The organism is Streptomyces sp. NPDC096012 (assembly GCF_040426375.1).
Taxonomy (GTDB): Bacteria; Actinomycetota; Actinomycetes; order Streptomycetales; family Streptomycetaceae; genus Streptomyces.
In genome coordinates, this window is the sequence record NZ_JBEOTD010000043.1 from 1 (window position 1) to 20,999 (window position 20,999).

Genomic DNA, 20,999 nt, shown 5'->3' on the forward strand with positions numbered 1-20,999 from the left:
CCGGTCTCCCGCGCGCGGGAGACCGGCCGCGGCCGCTCAGGACTCCACGCAGTCGTTCTCCCTGCGGCTCTTCGGGGCCGGCCTCGCCTCGGCCGAGCTGATGACCTGTTACCTGGGTCTGGAGCTGGGTCTGTACGAGGCCCTACGCCACACCGGCCCCGCCACCGCCGCACAGGTGGCCGAGGAGAGCGACCTCGACGCCCGCATGGTGCGGGAGTGGCTGGAACAGCAGACCTGTGCCGGTGTGCTGACCGTCGACGCACCCGAAGCGCGGCCGGAGGACCGGCGTTTCACACTGCCGCCCGCCCACGCGGAAGCGCTGCTCGACTCCGGCAGCCCGAACTGGATCGCCCCGCTGGTCGTGATGCCCATCGGCGGCATGGCGGCCGTGCTGCCGCAACTGGTGGACGCCTACCGCGGTCGCCGGGGCCTTCCTTATGCGGCCTACGGCGAGGCCCTGCGCGGGGGGCAGGCGGGCCTGAACCACGGTGTCTTCGTGCACCACCTTCCCGGCTGGATCAGCCTCCACCTGCCCGACATCGACGCCCGGCTGAGGGTGCCGGGGAGCAGCGTCGCCGACGTGGCGTGCGGTTCCGGCCTCTCCACGCTGGCGCTGGCCCGGATGTTCCCCGACGCCGAGGTGCACGGGCTGGACCTGGACGAGGCGTCGATCAGGGACGCCGAGGCGAACCTCGCCTCCGCCGACCCCGCCGAAGGGCTCGGCGAACGGGTCAGCTTCCACGCCGGGGACGCCGCCGAGGCCGAAGACGGGGCGGCGGCGCACACCCTGGTGTGCGTGTTCGACGCCCTGCACGACATGTCGGCGCCGGTGGACGTGCTCCGGGCCTGCCGCCGGCTGCTGGCGCCCGGGGGTGCGGTGCTGCTGATGGAGCCGTCCGTCGGCGAGCGGTTCACCCCGGCGGCGCCGGACAGCGAACGCTTCCACTACGCGGTCAGCGTGCTGCACTGCCTGCCGGTCGGGATGAGCCGGACACCGAGCGCGGGCACGGGCACGGTGATGCGGCCGGACACCGTGCGCCGGTACGCCGCCGAGGCGGGCCTGGACACCCGGGTGATCGACGTAGGGCATCCGTTCCACCGGCTGTACCGGCTCACGGCCCGGGGCTTTGGGCGTTCGGACGCGGGCGCCGGGCCTGTGGACCGGCGGGGCGCCGTCCCGTTGCGGGGGCGTCAGTCCTCCGCCGTACGGCTCTCCCGCGTACCGTCGTCGGCGGGCCGACGCGAGCCGCGCGGGGTACCGACCTTGCCCGAGCGCAGGTAGTCCGCGACCAACGCGTTGACCTCGGTGGGCTTCTCCAGCAGGGAGGCATGCCCGCAGTTGCGTATCTCGGTGTACTCGGCGGTGGGGATCAGGTCCGCCAGCTCCCGCGACAGGTGCCGGGGCGCGACGATGTCGTGCTCCATGCCCACCACGAGCAGCGGCACCCGCACCGCGGCCACTTCCTCGTCGCTGGGCCGGAAGGCGGTGCTCGCCTCGGCGTGCCCGATGGCGCCGTGTCCGCCCGACTCTGCGAGACCCGCCAGCCCATCCAGGTAGGGCGCGATGAACTGGTCGCGGTTGAGCGCCCGCGGCCCGAACAGGTACATCGCCCGGAAGGCTCCCTCCAGCAGAGCCGGCACCTTGTGCCCGTTCTTGAGCCGGTCCACCGCCTCGGCCTGGATGGCCTGCTGCAACTTGCCGGGCTTCCACGGCACCCCGATGAGCGCGGCGCGCTCGATCAGCTCGGGGCGCTTCATCGCCAGCTCCAGCAGGATCATCGCGCCCACCGAGTAGCCGATGTAGGTACACGGACCCAGCTCCAGCGCCTCGTTGAGGGCGGCCAGGTCCTGCCCTAGCAGTTCCACCGTGTAGGGCGGAGGGGTCTCCTCCGACGGGTGCACCCCCCGCAGGTCGAAGGTGACGACGCGGTATCCGGCCTTCGTCAGCTGCGGCACCTGCATGGTCTCGAACAGGGATGCCTGGTGCTGTCCGGGGACGAGGACGACCACGGGGCCGTCTTCAGGGCCGTAGATGTCGTAGCTCAGCGTGACGTCCGTGGGCAGGGTGACTTTCATGGTGTTCCCTTCTGTGGGCGCTCAGCCGGTGACCAGGCGTTCGAAGTCTTGACGGTTGGGGCCGGCGTGTTCGCGCCGGAGATCGGGGTGCTCGCGCAGGAACGCGAGCACCCGACGGGCCACCTTGCGGTCCCTCATCAGCTCGGCCGGGGTGAGCAGCATGTGGTAGACGCACTCGGCGGCGACGCGCACGTGCGTGTCCTCTTCGCGCAGCACGGCGAGAGCGGTGAGGACGCGGGCGGTCAGCGAGTCGTCGTGCGCTCCGCCCGCGAGTTCGGCGAGCCGGGCGGCGTCGGTGGCGACCTGCTGCTCGAACCACAGCCCCAGGCACCCTTCGGTGGCCTCGTGCGTCTCCATGGCCCAGTCGTGCGGGTCCTGGTCGAGACGGTCGAGCCGGTCGGCGACGGTCCTGGCGTGTGCCAGGGCCAGGGACACACCGCGTCCGAAGGTGGGGTTGGTCTGTACGCAGGCGTCGCCCACCAGCGCGTAACCGGTGACCAGCGGCGCCCCGTCCGCGACCAGTGACCGGCGGCGGTTCTCCAGGCCGGCCATCGGCATGGGGTCGTCGACCGGCGTCGCCCTGTCGAGCCAGTCCCGTACCGGGTCCACGCTGGCGAGGAACCGCAGGTAGACCGGGCGTGCCAGCAGCCGGGTCCGTACGGGGTCGTGGGAGGAGATGGTGGTCGACAGGTGGAAGCGGCCGTTGTCGCCGGGGAAGGCCAGCACGGTGGCGTAGTCGAGTTCGTGCACCACCGGGGCCCGCAGGGACGGGAACCGGCCGCCCGCGCCCAGGGCGAACTCCTGCGCGATGTAGGAGAACCCGCACGACTGGACCGTCTCCCGGGGCGGGGCGCCGCCGATCGCGGTGAGCCATGCGGCCACGGAGGACCTGCGGCCGGTGGCGTCGAGTACCACGTCGGCGGTCACGTCGCCGCCCTCAGCGAGGCGCACTCCGCGCACGTGGGGACGGCCGTGCGGCGTCCCGGCGGCCAACAGGCCGGTGACCCGGTCGTGCAGCAGCGTGACCGAGGGGTCGGCGACGGCACGGCGGCGCAGCGCGGCCTCGAAGACCAGCCGGCGGCTGAGCAGGCCGAGGTCGTCGCCGCCCGTCTCCAGGGGCACGGCGACCGCGCCGCGGCCGGTCAGCTCCGCCAGCACCTCGGCGCACTCCTCGCGCAGCACCGCGATGCCCAGCCCCAGCAGGGCGTGCCCCTGGCGGGCGTGCGGCACGCCGCGCCGCTCCCAGTCGGCCACCTCGGTGTGGGCCCCGCCCTCGGGGGGCGGCCCGTCCCGTTCGACGAGCGTCACCCGGTGTCCGCGGCGGGCGGCGAAGGCCGCGAGCCCGAGACCGGCTACTCCCGCGCCCAGTACGACGATGTCCGCCACGGTCAGCCGCGCTTCACGAGCAGGGCGAAGCGGCGCGTGGCGACGGCCGTGCACACCGCCGTGACGCCCACGGTCCACGCGACGGTCCCGAGGACCGGTGCGGTCAGCGCGCCCTGATGGGAGAGTCCGGCCAGCGCGTCTGCCGCCAGCGAGACGGGGTTGACGCCGACCACCGGCCGGATCCAGCCCGGGAACGCGTCCAGTGGCACGTAACCGCTGGACATCAGCGTGAGCACGAGCGTGGGCATCTGGACGTAGCGCACGATGATGCCGGGATGCTGGGCGACGAGGGCGACGGCGACGGCCAGCGCGCTGCACATCATGCCGAACAGCGCCACGATCCCGAAGAAGCCGAGCGCCGCCAGCGGCCCCCGGGAGAACCGGAAGCCGACCGTGTGGGCAACGAGCGTGACCAGGACGGCCACGCCCATGATCCGGACGAAGTCGCCGCCGATCCGCCCGACGACGTACGCCCGCATGTCCAGCGGCATCGCCCGCAGCCGGTTGAACACCCCGCTGCGGATGTCGCTCCACAGGGCGATCGCCGTGGTGAGGATCGAGGAGAACGCCGTGGTGAGCACGATCAGCGGAGCGAGCCGGCGCACGTAGTCGACGTCCTGGGTGTCGCGCACCAGCACGTTGAAGGCGGCCAGCAGCATGAAGAGCTGAAGCAGCGGAAAGGCGATGGTGACGATGATCATCATCCGGTTTCGGACGAACTGGCGCAGCACCCGTCCGGCGATGACGACGGAGGCTCCGGCCAGAGTGGCCGGGGCGGGCGAGGGGGACCGCGGCAGCGACGGTGCCGCAGTGTCCGGCGACTGCACGGTCATCGGATGGCCACCTTCCTGAAGGCGACGGTCGTGGTCCAGGAGAAGACGACGAGCAGGCCCGCCACCCACGCGAGGCCGGGCAGCGTCGCGCGCCAGGTGAGTTCGGTGGTCGACAGGGCGCGCAGCGTGTCGATCGCTCCGGACACCGGGGAGGCGCTGACGACCGGCTGGAGCCAGCCGGGGAAGAGGTGAGCCTCGACGAAGCCGGTGGAGAGCACCAGCAGGGGCAGGTAGGGCAGGTGGAGCACGGCGCTGAGCGCCTCCAGGTTGCGCAGGCGCAGCGCGATGGTGGCCGTGGCCAATGACAGGGCCACGCTGAACGCCACGGCGAACAGCACGAAGCCCAGTGCGGCGAGCACTCCGTGGTCGAAGCGGAAGCTCGCCAGATGCCCGGCGAGCACGATGGCGACGCTGGACAGGAGACCTTGCAGCGCCACCACGGCCAGATGCGCCAGGCTCATCGCGCCCATGTCGACCGGGCTGGTCAGCAGGCGGGAGAAGACTCCGCTCGAGCGGTCGGCGGCCAGGTCGGTGGCGCTGCCGATGGCCACGAACATCAGGGCCTGGACCAGGACGGTGGGAGTGACGAAGCGGCCGAACTCGATGCCCTGCTCGTCCAGCATGCCGGCGAAGGTGCAGTAGAAGATGGCGAAGAAGACCAGCGGCTGGACCACGGTGGCCACCAGTCCGCCCCGGGAGAACGAGCGCACCCGCAACCGGTCGAAGAGCACCTGGAAGTCGTGCCGCCGGCCGGCCGGGCGGCCCGGGGACACCGGGGCGCCGGGCGCCGCGACGCCTGGCGTGACGCTCATCGGGTGGTCTCCTTCGCCATCGGCTCGGTGAGGGCGAAGAAGACCTCGTCGAGCGTCGGCTTGGTGACCTCGATGTCGGCGATCCGCAGCCCTTTGCCACCCAGCTGGCCCAGCACGGCGCCGACGTCCTCGGCGCGCGCCATGGGCACGGCCACCTGGTCGCCCTCGGCCGTCACGCCGGGGAGGTCGCCGAGGGCCTGGCGGGCCGCCGCGGTGTCGGCGGCGCTGGTCAGGGTGAGGCGGCACATGAGGCCGCCCACGTCGAGCTTGAGTTCGTCCGAGGAGCCGTCCGCGAGGACCCGGCCCTTGTCGATGACGACGATGCGGTCGGCCAGCTGGTCGGCCTCTTCCAGGTACTGCGTGGTGAGCAGGACGGCGACTCCCCGAGCGGCCTCGGCCCTGACCATGTCCCACAGGAGTTTGCGGCTGCGCGGGTCGAGGCCGGTGGTCGGTTCGTCCAGTACCAGCACCGGCCTCGGGACCACCAGGCTCACCGCGAGGTCGAGGCGGCGGCGCATGCCGCCGGAGAGGTATCCGACCGGCGTGTACGCCGCTTCGCCGAGTTCGAACCGCTCCAGCATCTCCCCCGCCCGCTGCTGGGCCTCGCCCTTGCCGAGGCCGAGGAGCCGGCCGAAGAACACCAGGTTCTCGCGCGGGCTGATCTGTTCGTCGAGGGCGGCGAACTGCCCGGTGACGGCGATGTTGGCGCGTACCAGGGACGGGTCCGTGGCGGGGTCGTGGCCCAGGACGCGAATGGTGCCGCCGTCGGGTTGCAGCAGCGTCGTCAGGCAGTTGATGAGGGTGGTCTTGCCCGCTCCGTTGGGGCCCAGCAGGCCCACCACGGTTCCGGCCGGTATCGCCAGCGACACGCGGTCGAGCGCGGTCTGCTCGCCGAATCGCTTGGTGAGGTCCGAGAGGAGGATCGCCTCGGTCATCGTGGCTCCTTCATTCCTTCATGACGTCGTCGTGCCCGGGTCGGTGGTGGTGATCACGACGGCGTCCGGATCTCGACCTGGCTCAGGACGTAGCTGACGACCTGCTCGGTGGTCTTGATGGCACGTCCGGTCTGCTCGTCGATCGGCGGCAGGTCGAAGTCGTCCTCGATCGCGAACGCCATCTCCAGCAGGGCCAGGGAGTGGAACCCCAGGTCCTCGACCAGACGCATGTCTTCGCCCGCCTTGAACCGCTCCCGTTCGGGGGCGAGTTGCTCGATGATCGCGAGCACGGTCTCGCGCACCTCTTCACCGGAGTAGGACATGTGGTCTCCTGTTCTGGGGCAGCTCGGGCTGTGGTGTACGGGGCCGGTCAGGCGGGGCCGTCGGGCGCGGCGGGCACCGCGTCGAAGACGTGTTCCTGGCTGAGGCGCTGCCACAGCTGGCGGCGGCGGCTCTTGCCGCTGCTGGTACGGGGGATCGCGCCGCGCGGCACCTGGGCCACGTGCCGGCGGGTGCCGGGGCAGGCCGTGGCGAGCACGTCCTCCGCCACTTCGGCGGCCCGGGTGCCGAGTCCCTCCAGCACGGCGACGGCGTGCGGGCTCCCGTCCGCCTCGCCGAGCACGACGCAGACCCTGCTCAGGTTGAGCCCGGCCCTGGCGAGCATCAGCTCGACGTCCTCGGCGAAGAGCGAGCGGGCGTGGACCTTGACGCTGTCGCCCAGCCTGCCCAGCACGTAGAACTCGCCGGCCAGCCGGAAGGCGACGTCGCGGGTGAGAAGCCGTCCGTCCACGAAGGCGGTGCCCTCGGCGGAGCCGTCCGCGAGGTAGCCGTCGGCCACCGAGGAGCCCGAGACAGCCAGTTCGCCGACGTGGCCCTCGGGCAGCGGCGCTCCGTCCTCGCCGACGACCTGTACCGTCAGGCCGTCCAGTGCCCGGCCGCAGCTCATCACCTGGACCGTCGCCCGGTCCGTGGCCCCGTCCGCGAGGCTCACCTCCGCTCCGACCCGCAGTTCGTCCCGGTGCACGAGGACGGCGCGCGGGGTCTCCTCGACGGGCACTCCGGTGACGGCGAGGGTGCTCTCGGCCAGCCCGTAGGCGGGGGTGAGGGTGTGCGGGGACAGACCGTGCGGGCGCGTCAGCTCCGTGAAGCGGGTCACGAGCGCGGGGTCGATGCGTTCGGCCCCGACGATCACCGCCCGGGTGCGGGAGAGGTCGGCGCCCTCCAGGTCGGCGTGGCCCACCTTGTCCACGATGCGTTGCAGGCCGAACGCCGGGGTGGCGGTGATGGTGGCGGGCCGCGCGACCCGGTTGGCGTCGAAACGGGCGAGGTACGCCAGCGGATGGCGCAGGAAGGTCTCGGGCCTGCACACCGCCAGCCGGTTGTTGCCGGAGACGGGCACCACGAGGCAGCCGATGAGCCCCATGTCGTGGTGCATGGGCAGCCAGGAGCACCAGGAGTCGTCGCGGCCCGCGCGCTCCCAGCCGCGGATCGCGGAGGTGTTGGCGTCGAGTGCTGCGTGGCTGATCCGCACGCCGCGAGGGCGGCCCGAGCTGCCCGAGGTGAACTGGACGAGGGCCGGTTCGGCGGGGTCCCGCCGGCCGGGATCACCCGTGAGGAGCTCCTCCAGGAGCAGGACACGGACACCCCGTCCGGTCTCGGCGAGGACGTCCACGGCGTAGTCGTGATGGGCGGCGTCGACCAGCACGGTGCCCGCGTCCACCGCCCCGACGACGGCGCGGACGTGGGCGCGGGCGGACTCGCCCGACATCCGGGTGGGGGGCGCCAGCACGCTCACCACGCATCCGGCGGCCTGCACCCCGTAGAAGGCGGCGACGAGATCGGGTCCGGTCGAGCACAGCAGCGGTACGACCGCCCCGCGAGGAACGCCCCGCGCAATCAGCCCGCCCGCGATCCGGAGCGCCGCGTCGGCGAGTTCGGTGTAGGGCCGGTAGGTGTGGGATGCCTCGTCGAACATCTCCACACCGCTGTCGTCGCGAGGTGCGTCGAGCCAGTTCAGCGTACGAGGGCGACTCATCCATCACTCCTAGGCGGGGTGTCCCGGTGCCGGGATCTCGTCGGCGACGCTGGTGACGATAGGAGCGATCGCGGTGGCGTCCTTCGTCTCTTTCACGGCTCTGTTCGCCCCGGTCGGCGCGGCCCGGCGAGCCGCGACACTGCTGGCATGGACGAGTTCACGCCGTGGAGCGACGAGGACGCCGCCCGCTACCGGGCCGCCGGGATCTGGCGAGGGGTGCCGCTAGGCGACGCGCTGACGGAGACGGCCCTGGCCTTCCCCGACCGCGTCGCGGCCGTGGACCGCGAGCGCCGTGTCACGCACGGCGAGGTGCGTGCCGAGGCCGACGACATCGCGCGCGGTCTGCTGGCCCTGGGCGTCAGCCCCGGGGACCGGGTCATGGTCCAGCTGCCGAACGTCGTCGAGTTCCTCACCGTCACGGTGGGACTGTTCCGGGCCGGCGTCATCCCGGTATTCGCGCTGCCGGGACACCGGGAGAGCGAGGTACGGCACCTGATCGAAGCCTCCGGGGCGGTCGGTTACGTCACCGCCGGCCGTTTCCAGGGCTTCGACTACCGCGCCCTCGCCCGGTACGCCGCGTCCCTCCCCGGCGTCCGTACGGTGATCGTGGCGGGCGACAGCGGGGACCTGGCCCCGTTGTCCCGGGTCCGCGCCGAGGGCGCCGGCGGCGGGCCTCTGCCCGAGGTCGATCCCTCCGGTGTGGCGTTCCTGCTGCTCAGCGGCGGCAGCACCGGCAAGCCCAAGCTGATACCCCGGACGCACGACGACTATCTCTACAACATCGCCGCCTGCGCCCAGGCCCTGGAGTTCGGCGCGGAGAGCGTGTACCTGGCGGCGAACCCGGCGGCGCACAACGCCGCCCTGGGGTGCCCGGGGGTGCTCGGCGCGCTGCTGGTGGGCGGCAAGGCGGTACTGGCCGCGAGTCCCTCCCCCGACGAGGTCTTCCCGCTGATCGAGCGGGAGGGCGTCACCCACACCACCGTGGTCCCCGCCCTGGCGGCGCTGTGGTCCAAGGTCGCCGCGCAGCGATCGGTGGACATGAAAGGGGTCGTCCTCCAGGTGGGCAGCTCCAAGTTCGACGAGCAGGCCGCCGGGCGCACGCAGTCCGCGCTCGGCTGCCGCATCACGAACTGGTTCGGCATCGGCGAGGGCCTGCTCACGTACACGCGCCTGGACGACCCGGAGGAGGTGGTGCACGGAACCGAGGGCCGCCCGCTGTCCGAGTTCGACGAACTGCGCCTCGTCGACGAGGAGTTGCGGGAGGTTCCGGCGGGCGCTGTGGGCGAGCTGGTCACCCGCGGCCCGTACACGATCAACGGCTACTGGAACGCGCCGGAGGCGAACCGCACCTCGTTCACTCCCGACGGCTTCTTCCGTACCGGCGACCTGGCCCGGCTCACGCCCGAGGGCAACCTGGTGATCGTCGGCCGCGCCAAGGACGTGATCAACCGGGGCGGCGAGAAGGTGTCGGCCGACGAGATCGAGGGGCATCTGCGCGGCCACGAGGCCATCGACGACGCCGCCGTGGTGGCCCGGCCGGACGCCGGACTCGGGGAGGGCGTCCTCGCGTTCGTGGTCCCGAGCGGGGGGCCGGGGCAGGCGCCCTCGCTGGTGGAGATCAAGCGCTACCTGGCGGGCAGAGGGCTGGCCGCGTTCAAGCTGCCCGACGAGGTGCGCGAACTGCCGGTGCTGCCGCGCACCCCGGTCGGCAAGATCGACAAGGTGGCGCTGCGGGCGACGGCGGCATCCGGTTGACCCGCGGGGCGCCGCACTCCGACAGGCTCCGTGCGACGGCCGTCCCCGGCGTGATCCGGACGCTGCTGCCCGCGTACGCGGCGGGCCGGGAGAGCACCCGGGAGCTGACGGGCCCCACGCTCTTCGAGGCGGAACGGCGGGAGGTGGCCGACGCGCTGCCCGCGCGCCGCGCGGAGTACGCCACCGTCCGGCGGCTGGCACGCTCCTGCCTGGCCGACTTGGGGGTCCCGCCCGCCGCCCTGGTGCGCGACATCCACGGGGCACCCCGGTGGCCTGTCGGGACGGTCGGTTCCCTGACGCACTGCCGCGGTTACCGAGCGGCGGCGGTGGCCCGGTCCCGGGACGCCGACGGTGTGGGGATCGACGCCGAGCCGTGCGCGCCGCTGCCCTCGCGGGTGCTGGCGGGAGTGACCTCGGCGGCCGAGCGGGCCCATCTCGCCGAACTGGGCGCGCGCCGGCCCGACGTGCCGTGGTGCCAGGTCCTCTTCAGCGCCAAGGAGGCGTACTACAAGGTCTGGTATCCCGCGATGGGGTCCTGGCTCGGCTTCGACGACGCCGAGGTCGTCCTCGAACCCTCCGGTGACCAGGGCACGTTCACGGTGCGCCCGGTCTCCGGCGGGGCCCGCCGGGCTCGCCGGGCGGACGCCGCCTTCGACCCGGTCGCCACCGGCTTCCCGGCCCTGCCCGGACGGTGGACCGCCGGCACGGGCCTCGTCGTGACCGCGATCGCGGCACCGGCGGGCTCCCTCCCGCGCCGCGCTCAGGCGGGCCGCACCGCCACCGGCACGCTGCGGTGCGCCCAGTAGGGGAACCGGAAGCCGCCCGCGCTGGGTTCCCACACGCCCTCGCCCGCCGACTCGATGTCCGCGAACCGGGAGACCAGCCGCTCGAAGACCACCGCCCCCTCCACCCTGGCCAGCGCCGCGCCGAGACAGTGGTGCACTCCCCCGCCGAAGCTGAGGTGCGGGTTGGGCGACCTGGTCAGGTCGGCCCGGTGCGGGTCGTGGAACACCCGCTCGTCGTGGTTGGCGGAGGCGAGCAGCAGCACCACCACGCGTCCCCTGCGGACCGTCAGTCCGGCGATGTCGATCGGCTCCAGGGCCATCCGGGTCGTGGCGTGGATGGGCGCGTCGTAGCGCATGAACTCCTCCAGCGCGCTGCCGGCGATGCCCGGGTCCTCCCGCAACTGCCGCTGGGTGTGCGGCTGCCGCACGAGGAGGTCGCCGCCGGTGGCGATGGCGTTGGTGGTCGTCTCGAAGCCCGCGTAGTAGACGAACAGCGCGTTGTCGATGATCTCCTCGTCGGTCAGCGGCTCCTCGCCGTCCTTGACCGCGGCGAGCATCCGCGACAGCAGGTCCTCGCCGGGGCGGCGTCTGCGCTCGCGGACCAGCTGCGCCATGTACTCGCGCAGCTCGACCACGGCCCCGTGCGCCTCGCGTTGCTTCTCCGGCGGGATGAACACCGCGAACGCCTGGGCGAGCGAGGTGGAGAGGCGGGCGATGTCGGCCCGGTGGGGGCCGGGGATGTCCAGCAGCTCGCTCATCACCGTCATCGGTACGGGCACGGCCAGGTCGGCGACGAGGTCGAAGCGGCGCTCGTCGGCGAACCGGTCCAGCATGCCGTCGACGAGCCGGGCGATGGGCTCGCGCAGCGCGCGCACCATCGCCGGACTGAGAGACTTGACGAGCAGCCGGCGCAGCCGGGTGTGGTCGGGCGGGTCGCGATCGACGACGATGCGCCGCAGATAGTCGTTGGCCGGCCCTTCGCCCACCGACACCGCCTGGTACTGCTCGGGGAACTCCCGGCCCAGCCGGGGGTCGCGGAGCAGCGCGGAGACCTCCTCGTGCCGCGGGAAGACCCACTGCCCCGGGCCGCCCCGGCAGACCGGGCCGTACTCGCGCAGGCGGCGGTAGACCGGGTAGGGGTCGCGCATCGCCCGCGCGTCGTCCAGCAGGAAGCGGGGCATGTTCAGCACGGTGTTCAACGCTGCGTCACCTCCCGGCACCCTCGGGTGCGCGGCTCGGGTCCGGCGGTTGCCTGGCCGCCCAGTCTGCGAGCCCGGGGCGGGGAGGAGGGCGGCGGTGAAGGACTGGCGACAGGTTCCCCCGCCCTCGCTCCCGGGCTGTCAGGCTCCTTGCCGGACACCACGCTCGAGCAACAGGAGGTGCCGGCCGTATGCGAGAGCTGCCCGTCAAGTTCGACTCCCGCGATCCCGCCGTGGTCGCGGATCCCTACCCGGTGTACGCCGCTCTCCGCGAGTCCGGCCGACTGGCCCGAGGCGCGGCCGGCCAGTGGGTGGTCTCGCACCACCAGGACGTCAGCCGGCTGCTCAAGGACCGCCGGCTCGGGCACGAGTACCCGCCGGAGTACCACGAGTTCTCCACCGGGGCCGGGCCCGCGAACGAGTTCCTGAAGCGAATCGTGCTGGACCAGGACGCGCCCGCGCACACGTTCCTGCGGGGCATCATGCAGCGTTCGTTCAGCCCGGGGCTGATGCGCAGGCTGGAGGACTACGTCGCCACCCAGGTGGACCGGCTGATGGACGAGGCCCAGGACCGGGCGGGCCCGGGCGGGGTCCTCGACGTGGTCGGCGACCTGGCCTTCCCTTTGCCGGTCACCGTGGTCTGCGAGCTGATCGGCATCCCGGACGTGGACCGGGCAGCGGTGCGGCCGTACGCGGTGGAGCTGGCCAAGGCGTTCGCCCTGTACGTGCCCGTGGAGGAGCGGGCGGCGGCGCACGCCGCGGTTACCTGGCTGCGCGACTACGTCTCGGCTCTGGTCGACGAGCGGTCGAAGCGGCCCGCCGACGACCTGATCAGCAACCTACTGGCAGCGCAGCGCACCCATGCCGACTTCGACCGGGAGACACTGGTCGACAACGTGGTGTTCCTGTTCTTCGCGGGTTTCGAGACCACCACCAACCTGATCTCCACGATTTTCTCCGGGCTGCTGCGACACCCGGGGCAGTTGGCCCTGTTGCGGGACCGGCCCGAGCTGGCGGTCCCCGCCGTCGAGGAGTTCCTGCGCTACGACGCGCCGATCCAGGCCACCGCGCGCTATGTGAGGGAGGCGGTGGAGATCGAGGGCCGCACCGTGCGCGCCGGCCGCATCCTGGTGCTGCTGCTGGGGTCCGCCAACCATGACCCGGCCCGTTTCGCCGACCCCGAGCGGCTCGACATCACCCGTGATCCCAATCCGCACGTGAGTTTCGGTGGCGGTGTGCATCACTGCCTGGGCGCGGCACTGGCCCAGGTGGAGGGACGGGCCGTGCTGCGGTGGCTGGCGCACGCACCGGCCGCACCGACCGCGGCGGGCGCCGTGGAGCGGCGACCCAGCGTCACCTTCCGGGCCTACCGGAGCATCCCGGTGAGGCTGGAGCCCGCCGAACGGCCACGGCTGGCGCCCGCGCCCTGACCCCGCCCGCCCTGCGGCGGCGGGGGCACGGCGACGCATCGGCTCCGCCGGGCCTCCGGCGGCGGGGCGCGGCGGCGCATTGCCCCGGCCCGACCCCCTCCGTGGCGGGAGGCGACGCACTGGCTCCACCGGTCCTGCGGCCACGGGGCGCGGTGACGCATTGGGCCCGCCGGTCCTGCGGCGGCCGGGATGCGGCAACGCGTTGGCCCCGCCCGTCCTGCGGCGGCCGGGATGCGGCAACGCGTTGACCCCGCCCGTCCTGCGGCGGCCGGGATACGGCCACGCGTTGGCCCCGCCCGTCCTGCGGCGGCCGGGATACGGCCACGCATTGACCCCGCCCCTCCTGCCGCGGCCGGGGGGGCGGTGACACACTGGACCCCGGCCGCTTTCGGACTCTTCCGCCTCCGACCGCGCCGCCTCTCCTGCGGCCGCACCATGCCTTCGCGGGGCCGACCTCGGAGGGGCCCGGCCCCCGCGCAGGCCCGGAAGACGTCGCGCCGCTCCCGCGCGGACCCGACGGGCCCGGCTACGGCACGCGCTCCGCGGGACGGACGCACCGGGTCTCGGCCGAACGCGTCGCCGCGGCCGTCAGCCGCGTGCCGTGCTCCAGCAGACCGACGCCCCGGCAGGCGGCTGCCAGCCCGAGCAGCGCCCTGCGGTACGCCTCGATCTCCCTGGAACCGGCGACCCCGCCGTCGTCCTCTCCGCTGCCGGCCTCCTCCCGGCCTCCGCCCTCCGGGGCCAGGACGAAGCGCAGGTTGCGTGCGAGCTGCGCGGCCGCGACGAAGAACTCCTCCTGTCCGGAGGCGCACAGCGTCTCCACGATCGCGGGCAGCCACCGCTCGCAGATCTCCGTCGCCTCTTTCCGGCTGTTGATCTCGGGGAGGTGGGGAACGGCGTCGGCACCGGTGCCGGCCCCGTCGTCCGGCCGCCCGAGCAGGAGGCAGCTTCGCGAGGTGACCGCCAGGTGGTGGGCGAGCAGCCAGCGGAGCGCGGAGCGCCGCCCGCCGCCGCGCAGGAGCCGCTCGAACTCGCCCGTGCCCGTCGTGACACCGGCCATGAGCCCGTGCAGGGCGTAGCGGCCGATGTGGGGCTGTTCGAGGAGGTTCACGTCGAGCAGGCCCTCCAACAGCAGCTCGGCTTCGGCCGGATCGGTGTCGAGCAGGGCCGCCGCCTCGTACACGCCCATGCCGGCGTCGGGCACCAGGGCCAGCACGCACAGGGCGCGGCGCTGCGCCTCGGTCAGCGCGTCGAAGGAGAGCTGGAGCACCGACCGGACGCTCCGGTCGCCCACCTGGAGTTCGGCAAGCCGACGCCGCATGTCGCCCAGGCGCTCCACCAGATGGGACAGCGTCCAGGTGGGGCGGCTGCGCAGCTTGGCGGCGGCCAGGCGCAGTGCCAGTGGGAGTCCCCCGCAGTACGCGACAAGCAGTTCCGCCGCCTGGGACTCCAGTCCGCCCCCGAGCAGCCGCTCAAGCAGTTCTCGGGAGTCGCCCGCGCTCATCCGGGAGGCCGGGCAGGGCTCGGTACCGTCGAGGCCGTAGAGGCGACGGCGGCTGGTGATCAGAACGACGGAACCGTTGCCCGGCGGCAGCAGCGGCACGATCTGCGCCTCGCTCGCGGCGTTGTCGAGCAGCAGCAGCACCTTGGAGTCGGCCAGCCGGGCACGCCACATAGCCACCTGGCTGTCGAGGTCCGCCGGGATGCGCTGTTCCTCGATCCCCAGTGAGCGGAGGAGCACCTGAAGGACCTCGGCGGGTTCGCGGGGCCGCTCGCAGGGACTGAAGGCGTGCAGGTCGACGTAGAACTGGCCGTCCGGAAAGACCTGAGCCAGCCGATGGGCCGTGTGCAGGGCGAGAGCCGTCTTGCCGACGCCGCCCATGCCGTCGACGCAGATGAGCAGCGGCCCCGGGCCCCGGGAGCCCGCCCTGGCGGTCCGCAGCAGGGTGTCCACCTCCTCCCGGCGGCCGACGAAGTCGGTCGGCCCGTGGGGCAGGGTGCAGGTGGCCCGGACGGGCGTCTTGCGGACCCGTGGTGCCATGTGCTGTCTACCCGCGTCGAGTTCGGTGATCACGGGCTGTTCATAATCGCGGGGCGAGGCTCCGGCCCGCAGGTAGGTGTGCGCGTCACCGCACAGCACCGCTTCGTGCACCTGGGCCAGCGAGTGATCGGGGTCGATGCCGAGTTCGTCGCGGAGCAGGGTGCGGATCTCGGCGTACTCGGCGAGCGCGTCGGCCTGCCTGCCGGAGAGGGACAGCGCGAGCATGAGCTGTGCGCGCAGGTCCTCCGCGAGCGGGTGCTGCGCCACGAGGTCCCGCAGGTCCTCTATCGCCAGCGCCGGTGGCGAAGAGCGCAGCCGCAGCGAGATCAGTTCCTTCTGGACGGCGAGCCGCCGCTCCTCCACCACCCGGGCGGCCGCGCGGATCGCGCCGCTCTCCAGATCGTCGCCGTCGACGATGTCGGCCGCCACCTGTCCGCGGAAGAGAGACAGGGCCACCTGCAGTTCCTGGATGCGCTGCGCCTCGCCCACTCCGCTCTCCGCGAGTTTGCGGACCCGCAGGCGGCGCTGGTTGAACTCCACCAGGTCGGACTCGACCGCGCTGACGTTCAGCCGGTAGTTCGGGCCGTCGGTGAGCAGGTGCGCGCCCGCGCCTGGTATGGAGTGGCGGAGTTGGGCGACCGCCTTGCGCACCTGGTTGGAAGCGGTCGCCGGGCAGTACGAGCCCCAGACCGCCTTGGCGAGACGGGGGGTGCTGAGCACTTCGCCGGGAGACAGCATCAGCAAGGTGAGCACGCGGCGTGCCACGGTGCCGGGCAGACGGACCGGTGCGTCCCCGCACCGCACGGCGACCGGCCCCAGCACCTGAAAGCGCAGCCCCGCTTCCCGCGCGGTCATACGGCCGGCTCGCGGAGCACGGGTCGTGCCGTCGGGCGTGCCTCCTCAGGGGTGACGGACCTCAGACATCGATGACGGGCGGACCTCGCCCGACCGCAGTGCCGCAGCCGCGAACCCTCCGCCGCGCCCACGTGCTCGTGGCGACACCCACCTTGTTCCAGCACCACGCCATCCCCCAAACCGGCTGAGCTACGAACGAAGAACTGCCCCGCCTTTTGGTCGAAAGGAGGGGAACCCAAGGGAAGACAGACAAGTGACCCATTGTGGCCACCAAGACCCCGCAATCTGACACGAGAAACACACAGATGTGCAGGCGTTACCCGCGAACGCCGGTCGCAAACGTGCCCGAATCAGTCCCGCTGCGCTCCGGGGACAAATATGACCATCATCGCGCGATTCGCGGGTCTCGATGTCCGGAATATTACATTCTGTCACTAGCCGTCAGCGTCAAATCGACCGAAAGTGCGCGGTCCGCTCAGAGCACGTAGGCGCATGCGGGAGCTGTCCTGTACCGAGCCCGTTCTTTATGGTTTGAGTCGGTTTCGTTCGGCGACTTCCTCCCGCACGCGGGACGCTTGCCCGGGGCCGGCCTCGGCCGGAGCGCACGATCAGGCGATCGCCGCCCCAGCGTACGGCGAACGCCCAGGTGAGCGGCCATGTTCGAGGCCCATGTCGACCTCAGGCCATGAAGGACAAGCCGAGGGCGGAGTTCATGGATGAGCAGGTCCGCCGCAAGAGTGCGGGCAGTTCACCCGGCAGGCAGCCGGGCAGTCATTCGTCCAGGGTGTAGCGCCAGGACGCCACGAAGAACTCGATGAGGAGCCGGAGTTCGAGAGGGCTCTGTCCGCCGAGCCGGTGAGCGATCTCGGCCTGGATCTCGGCGCAGTGCCGCAGCATAGTTGTAGCCCGCGGGGACGGTGTAGCCGCCGTCGCTGTGGAGGGTGACGACATCCTGGTCGTTGCTGATCTCCGTGGTTGCGTCCGGCAGCAGGAGGCGTTCGATGTCGTTGACGCAGCGGTCGAGCAGGGACGTTGCGTTGATGCGGTCCCGTAGGGCACGGCGGGTGCGCGGGCCGATGTCTTCTTCCTCTTCGGCGGCGATGTCGAAGGCGAGCGGGATGCCGATCTCGGTCTTGTACAAGTCGGCGAAGTCGAGGACGAAGGAGCGGCCGGGGACCGCCAGGAGGCGGAGCAATCCTTGACGCGGCTGCCTTCCCGGCCGAGGAGTTCCTTGCGGGTGAGGCCGGCGGGGTCCTCGTCGGGGAAGCGCAGCCGGTACATGGCGCGGGCCACGGCGAGGCGGCGGCTGCGGACGTTGGCCCACTGCACGGCTTGTGCTTCGGCTAGCCGTGAGGAGCGGGTCAGGGCGCGGCCGGCGGCGTAGTAGCGCACTCCTTGTTCTCCCACCCAGCAGACGGCGGCGCCGCTTTCGCCGAGGACGCTCATCGCCTGGTGGGTGATGCGGGTGCCGGGTCCCAGGAGGAGGGTGCTGATGGTCGCCGACGGTATATGGGTGGTGCGGTCGGCGTCCTCGGCGGTGATGGCGTTGGCGTCTTGGTGCACGGCGCAGCGCTCGAGGTAGACGAACGAGAGCCGCTCGCCGGTGCGGGTGAGTTGGCGCGGGGTGAGGGCAGGGCGCCGGGAGACCGTGGTCACCGGTTCACCTCGTTGCGGCGAGCGGCGCCAGGATGAGCAGGCCGCAGCCGTAAGCCTTGGCCTTGCCGCTCCCTTGGGTCAGGGTACGGTGCAGCAGCTGTGGATCGGTGACCTCGAGGCGGCCGTCGAAGGTGACGGTGACCAGGCTGACGGGCGCCCGGCGGCCGCCTTGGACACTGTGGTGCTTGTCGAGGGCGAGGGTGCGTTTGTCGCGGACGGTCAGTTCGTACCGGTCGCCGTGGTGGGGCTGTTCGGTGTGGGTGGTGCCGCTGGGAAGCAGCCGTTGGCCCTCTGGCATCCCCGGGAGAGACACTGCTTACGGCGGACGGGCCTCGGGGCCTTGACCGGCCCTCGGAGCGGGGCGGGGCCCTGGCTGCCAGGAAGGGGAACGGCGAGCCAGGGCCCGGGGCGTGGGCCGTCGTCCGTACGAGGGCGTATGCCGCCTTCAGCTTGCCGAGGCGTGTGCCGCGCCCTTGGTGCGGATGTGCTGACGGAGAAAGAGAGCGGCGCGCTCCAGTGCCTCGTCGGCTTCGTCCAGGACGCCGACGAACGCCTGGAAGACATGTGGAACGTCAGCGGTGACGTCCAGGATGACGTCCACTCCGGCTTCCCTCGCGCGCGTGGCCATGCGTGTGGAGTCGTCCAGGAGCATTTCGTTGGTGCCCGCCTGCAGAAGTATCGGGGGGAAACCGGTCAGGTCGGCGCAGATGGCGGGACTGAGCATGGGCTGGTGTGGGTCCTGCCCCGCGAGGTACATGGCCCCGGTGTGTTCCAGGCCCTCGCGCGTGAAGAACGGATCGATGCCCGCCTTGCTGTCCATACTCCCGCCTGTCCGGGTCATGTCGAGACCAGGGGAGAACGCCACGATCGCGGCGGGCATGGGCAGGCCCGAGCCGCGAGCGGCGAGGCAGGTGGCGGCAGTGAGGCCGCCACCGGCGGAGTCCCCGGCGAACGCGATCGCCGAAGGGTCTTCGCCGCTGTCGAGAAGTGCGCGGTAGGCGCTCAGCCCGTCCTCGATCGCGGCCGGGAACGGGTGCTCAGGGGCGAGCCGGTAATCCAACGAGAACGCCCTGAATCCTGTTTTGGTCACCAGGTTCCCCGTCAGCGACATCGCCGTCTCCGGTGAACCGACCACGTAGGAGCCGCCGTGGAAGTAAAGGATCGTCCCGGCCTTCGGAGTGCCGGCCGGCTCGACGAGCACCGCGCGCCGGTCGCCGAGCGTCGCAGTCTGGGTGCCGATCCCGGCCGGGACGATCATTTCGGCCATCATCGCCCTGAACCCGGCGCGGAGCTCCTCCACCGACCGAGGGCCCTCAGGCCGGGGCCGCCGGACCATCGCGTCGATCTCCGCGCGCTGTTGCCTGCTCATTGTCGCCCCCATCGCAAGTGCATGCCAAGGAACTATATGCCCAGGCATCTGTCTGGCTGCTAAGATATATGCCATGGCATCTAAGTCAAGCGGTGGCCGGGTCGACCTCCCGGGCTTCTTCGCCGACCTCGTTCGCTGTGAGACGCGCCTCTACAACGCACTGAACGACCGTCTTCGCGAGCGGCACGGGATCGTCACCTCGCAGTTCGAATTCCTGCGCTTCCTGCGCGACCACCCTGGGGCCCGGGTGGCGGACCTTGCCGCCGAGTTCGCCATCGGGATCGGTGCGACCAGCAAGGGCATCGACCGTCTGGAGAAGCAGGCATGGGTCGTACGGCGAACCAATCCATCGGATCGTCGCTCATCACTGCTGGACCTGACCGATGACGGCCTGCAACTCGTCGAGGCGGCGGAGGCAACCTTCACTGGAACGCTGGCCGAGCTGACCGCAGGCGCCCTCGGCGGCCCCTCGGGATTGGCCGCCGTACAGGTCCTTTCGGAGCTCCGCTCCGTGCTCGAACGCCATCAGATCGGCCTGCCCACAGGCTGACCGGCATGTGCATCCAGTGCGATCGCTCGCCGGCCATGTGATCAGCCTTTGTTGCGAGGCGAATCCCGCAGATCGATCACAACTCGATACGCGCCCTGGCTGATCGAAGAGACGTGGCCTAGTTCGCGTTCTCCAGCTGCGGATAGAGCGCCGCGAGGCCTCCCGAGAGTCCAGCCTTCACACGCCGCGAGACGTCGTCCGCCAGTACCTCGTACGCCCCGGCCTCGATGCCGTCGAGCGCGAGGGCGGCCACGTCACCCGGCGCGGATTTGGGCGCGTCGACGGCGGAGGCCATGTCGGTGTCGATGTAGCCGACGTGCAGCCCGGTGACCCCGATGCCGCGCGGACCCAGTTCCAGACGCAAGGTGTTGGTCTGCGACCACAGAGCCGCCTTGGTGGCGCTGTAGGAGCCGGCGACCGCGACCCAGGAGAGCACGGAGTGGACGTTGAGGAGGTGCCCGCCGCCGTTGCGCTCGATGACCGGTACGAAGACCCGGGTGACGAGCAGCGGCCCGAAGAAGTTGGTCTCGAACTCCCGGCGGACGTCCTCGACCGGCGAGTCCAGGAAGGAGGTCGCCCCGAGCGAGATGCCGGCGTTGTTGACCAGGACGGTGACGTCCTGCGCCTGCGCCGCCGCGGCCGCGACCGACTGCGGGTCGGTGACCTCCAGGGCGAGAGGCACGGCATCAGGGTGCGTCACCGTGCGCGGGTCGCGGGCCGTCGCGTACACCTTCGCGGCACCCCGCGCGTACAGCTCCTCCACCAGCGCCTTACCCAGCCCCCGGCTGCCACCGGTGACCAGAACGACGGAGTCCTTGATCGAAGTCATGTCCATCTCCAGACGGTAAACCGATCGGTTTCCGTCATCGTAAACCGATCGGTTTCCAGCAGCAAGGGAGTCGGGAGGGGAAGGCAAGCGCACCGGCACGGGCGCCTGCGGCACATCGCCCGGCCGCCCTGGGGCAACGAGAACAGGGGGAGAAGGAGGCGGCACGGGCGCGATGAGGGCCGGGGCCGAAGTGAGGGGACGCGATGAGGGCCGAGGGGCCGAAGCGAGACGGGGACGCAACGCGGAACTGGACCAGGACGGGGGACCGGGCAGGAGGACCGGGGCGGGGAACTGCCGGAGCGCATGGATTGACGTTCCCCGCCCCGATGGTCGACCCGCCGCCGGATCGTCAATGACCAGGCGGCGGGCCGGTCCAGGGGCTACGGCCTCGGTACGGCCATCAGGTCGCCAAGTCGTCGAGGATCTGGCCGACCGGGCGTTCCGTACTCCGAG

At 71.9% G+C, this 20,999-nt stretch carries 17 protein-coding genes and 1 pseudogene; 5 read left to right on the top strand and 13 right to left on the bottom strand.

Going from position 1 to position 20,999, the window contains the following annotated elements:
* A partial coding sequence (locus ABVB68_RS30735; protein WP_353604448.1) for a class I SAM-dependent methyltransferase occupies window positions 1-1,282 on the top strand: 1,282 nt, incomplete at its 5' end.
* On the opposite strand, the gene ABVB68_RS30740 is transcribed toward ABVB68_RS30735, so the two are convergent.
* Genes ABVB68_RS30740 through ABVB68_RS30770 form a run of 7 tightly spaced genes read right to left on the bottom strand, consistent with a single transcriptional unit; the run spans window position 1,192 to window position 8,077 of the window.
* Window positions 1,192-2,076 (bottom strand): alpha/beta fold hydrolase, encoded by an 885-nt coding sequence (locus ABVB68_RS30740; protein ID WP_353604449.1) that lies wholly within the window; start codon window positions 2,074-2,076, stop codon window positions 1,192-1,194. The two genes, ABVB68_RS30735 and ABVB68_RS30740, sit on opposite strands and share 91 nt — an antisense overlap.
* A 21-nt stretch (window positions 2,077-2,097) precedes the next feature.
* Window positions 2,098-3,462: an NAD(P)/FAD-dependent oxidoreductase gene (locus ABVB68_RS30745; protein ID WP_353604450.1), complete on the bottom strand. Its 1,365-nt coding sequence runs from the start codon at window positions 3,460-3,462 to the stop codon at window positions 2,098-2,100.
* A 2-nt stretch (window positions 3,463-3,464) separates the two neighbouring features.
* Window positions 3,465-4,295: an ABC transporter permease gene (locus tag ABVB68_RS30750; protein ID WP_353604451.1), complete on the bottom strand. Its 831-nt coding sequence runs from the start codon at window positions 4,293-4,295 to the stop codon at window positions 3,465-3,467.
* Window positions 4,292-5,107 carry an ABC transporter permease gene (locus ABVB68_RS30755; RefSeq protein ID WP_353604452.1) on the bottom strand — a complete coding sequence of 272 codons (816 nt, stop codon included), beginning with the start codon at window positions 5,105-5,107 and terminating at the stop codon, window positions 4,292-4,294. The genes ABVB68_RS30750 and ABVB68_RS30755 overlap by 4 nt, the downstream gene beginning before the upstream one ends.
* Window positions 5,104-6,042 carry an ATP-binding cassette domain-containing protein gene (locus ABVB68_RS30760; protein ID WP_353604453.1) on the bottom strand — a complete coding sequence of 313 codons (939 nt, stop codon included), beginning with the start codon at window positions 6,040-6,042 and terminating at the stop codon, window positions 5,104-5,106. Before ABVB68_RS30760 ends, ABVB68_RS30755 begins: the two co-directional genes overlap by 4 nt.
* A gap of 53 nt (window positions 6,043-6,095) precedes the next feature.
* A complete protein-coding gene (locus ABVB68_RS30765; RefSeq protein WP_353604454.1) occupies window positions 6,096-6,365 on the bottom strand; it encodes an acyl carrier protein in 270 nt (89 codons plus the stop codon).
* Window positions 6,366-6,412: 47 nt separating this feature from the next.
* Complete coding sequence (locus ABVB68_RS30770; RefSeq protein ID WP_353604455.1) at window positions 6,413-8,077, bottom strand: AMP-binding protein; 1,665 nt, start codon at window positions 8,075-8,077, stop codon at window positions 6,413-6,415.
* Between the two features lie 147 nt (window positions 8,078-8,224).
* Here ABVB68_RS30770 and ABVB68_RS30775 point away from each other — a divergent pair, with 147 nt between their 5' ends.
* Both ABVB68_RS30775 and ABVB68_RS30780 read left to right on the top strand, forming a co-directional pair.
* On the top strand, window positions 8,225-9,832 hold the full coding sequence (locus tag ABVB68_RS30775; RefSeq protein WP_353604456.1) for a (2,3-dihydroxybenzoyl)adenylate synthase: 1,608 nt from the start codon (window positions 8,225-8,227) through the stop codon (window positions 9,830-9,832).
* Between the two features lie 50 nt (window positions 9,833-9,882).
* Complete coding sequence (locus ABVB68_RS30780; RefSeq protein ID WP_353604457.1) at window positions 9,883-10,638, top strand: 4'-phosphopantetheinyl transferase family protein; 756 nt, start codon at window positions 9,883-9,885, stop codon at window positions 10,636-10,638.
* On the opposite strand, the gene ABVB68_RS30785 is transcribed toward ABVB68_RS30780, so the two are convergent.
* Entirely contained in the window at window positions 10,593-11,807 is a 1,215-nt protein-coding gene (locus ABVB68_RS30785; protein ID WP_353604497.1) for a cytochrome P450, read from the bottom strand. The two genes, ABVB68_RS30780 and ABVB68_RS30785, sit on opposite strands and share 46 nt — an antisense overlap.
* A gap of 200 nt (window positions 11,808-12,007) precedes the next feature.
* Here ABVB68_RS30785 and ABVB68_RS30790 point away from each other — a divergent pair, with 200 nt between their 5' ends.
* The gene (locus tag ABVB68_RS30790; RefSeq protein ID WP_353604458.1) at window positions 12,008-13,246 is read left to right on the top strand and encodes a cytochrome P450; all 1,239 of its coding nucleotides are present in this window, start codon (window positions 12,008-12,010) and stop codon (window positions 13,244-13,246) included.
* Window positions 13,247-13,772: 526 nt separating this feature from the next.
* On the opposite strand, the gene ABVB68_RS30795 is transcribed toward ABVB68_RS30790, so the two are convergent.
* The 4 genes and pseudogenes from ABVB68_RS30795 to ABVB68_RS30810 all read right to left on the bottom strand — a co-directional run bounded on the left by ABVB68_RS30795 (window position 13,773) and on the right by ABVB68_RS30810 (window position 19,056).
* Window positions 13,773-16,142: an AfsR/SARP family transcriptional regulator gene (locus tag ABVB68_RS30795; protein WP_353604459.1), complete on the bottom strand. Its 2,370-nt coding sequence runs from the start codon at window positions 16,140-16,142 to the stop codon at window positions 13,773-13,775.
* An 895-nt stretch (window positions 16,143-17,037) separates the two neighbouring features.
* Window positions 17,038-17,798: pseudogene (locus ABVB68_RS30800) on the bottom strand (CRISPR-associated endonuclease Cas1); the annotation flags it as partial.
* Between the two features lie 4 nt (window positions 17,799-17,802).
* Window positions 17,803-18,096: a type I-E CRISPR-associated protein Cas6/Cse3/CasE gene (locus ABVB68_RS30805; protein ID WP_353604460.1), complete on the bottom strand. Its 294-nt coding sequence runs from the start codon at window positions 18,094-18,096 to the stop codon at window positions 17,803-17,805.
* Between the two features lie 147 nt (window positions 18,097-18,243).
* Window positions 18,244-19,056 (bottom strand): alpha/beta hydrolase, encoded by an 813-nt coding sequence (locus ABVB68_RS30810; protein WP_503006379.1) that lies wholly within the window; start codon window positions 19,054-19,056, stop codon window positions 18,244-18,246.
* Window positions 19,057-19,240: 184 nt separating this feature from the next.
* On the opposite strand from ABVB68_RS30810, the gene ABVB68_RS30815 reads away from it, so the two are divergent.
* Window positions 19,241-19,717, top strand: a complete 477-nt coding sequence (locus ABVB68_RS30815) for a MarR family winged helix-turn-helix transcriptional regulator (RefSeq protein WP_353604462.1) — start codon at window positions 19,241-19,243, stop codon at window positions 19,715-19,717.
* A 118-nt stretch (window positions 19,718-19,835) separates the two neighbouring features.
* Here the strand turns inward: ABVB68_RS30815 and ABVB68_RS30820 are convergent, their stop codons facing one another.
* The gene (locus ABVB68_RS30820; RefSeq protein WP_353604498.1) at window positions 19,836-20,546 is read right to left on the bottom strand and encodes an SDR family oxidoreductase; all 711 of its coding nucleotides are present in this window, start codon (window positions 20,544-20,546) and stop codon (window positions 19,836-19,838) included.
* Between the last annotated feature and the right edge of the window lie 453 nt (window positions 20,547-20,999).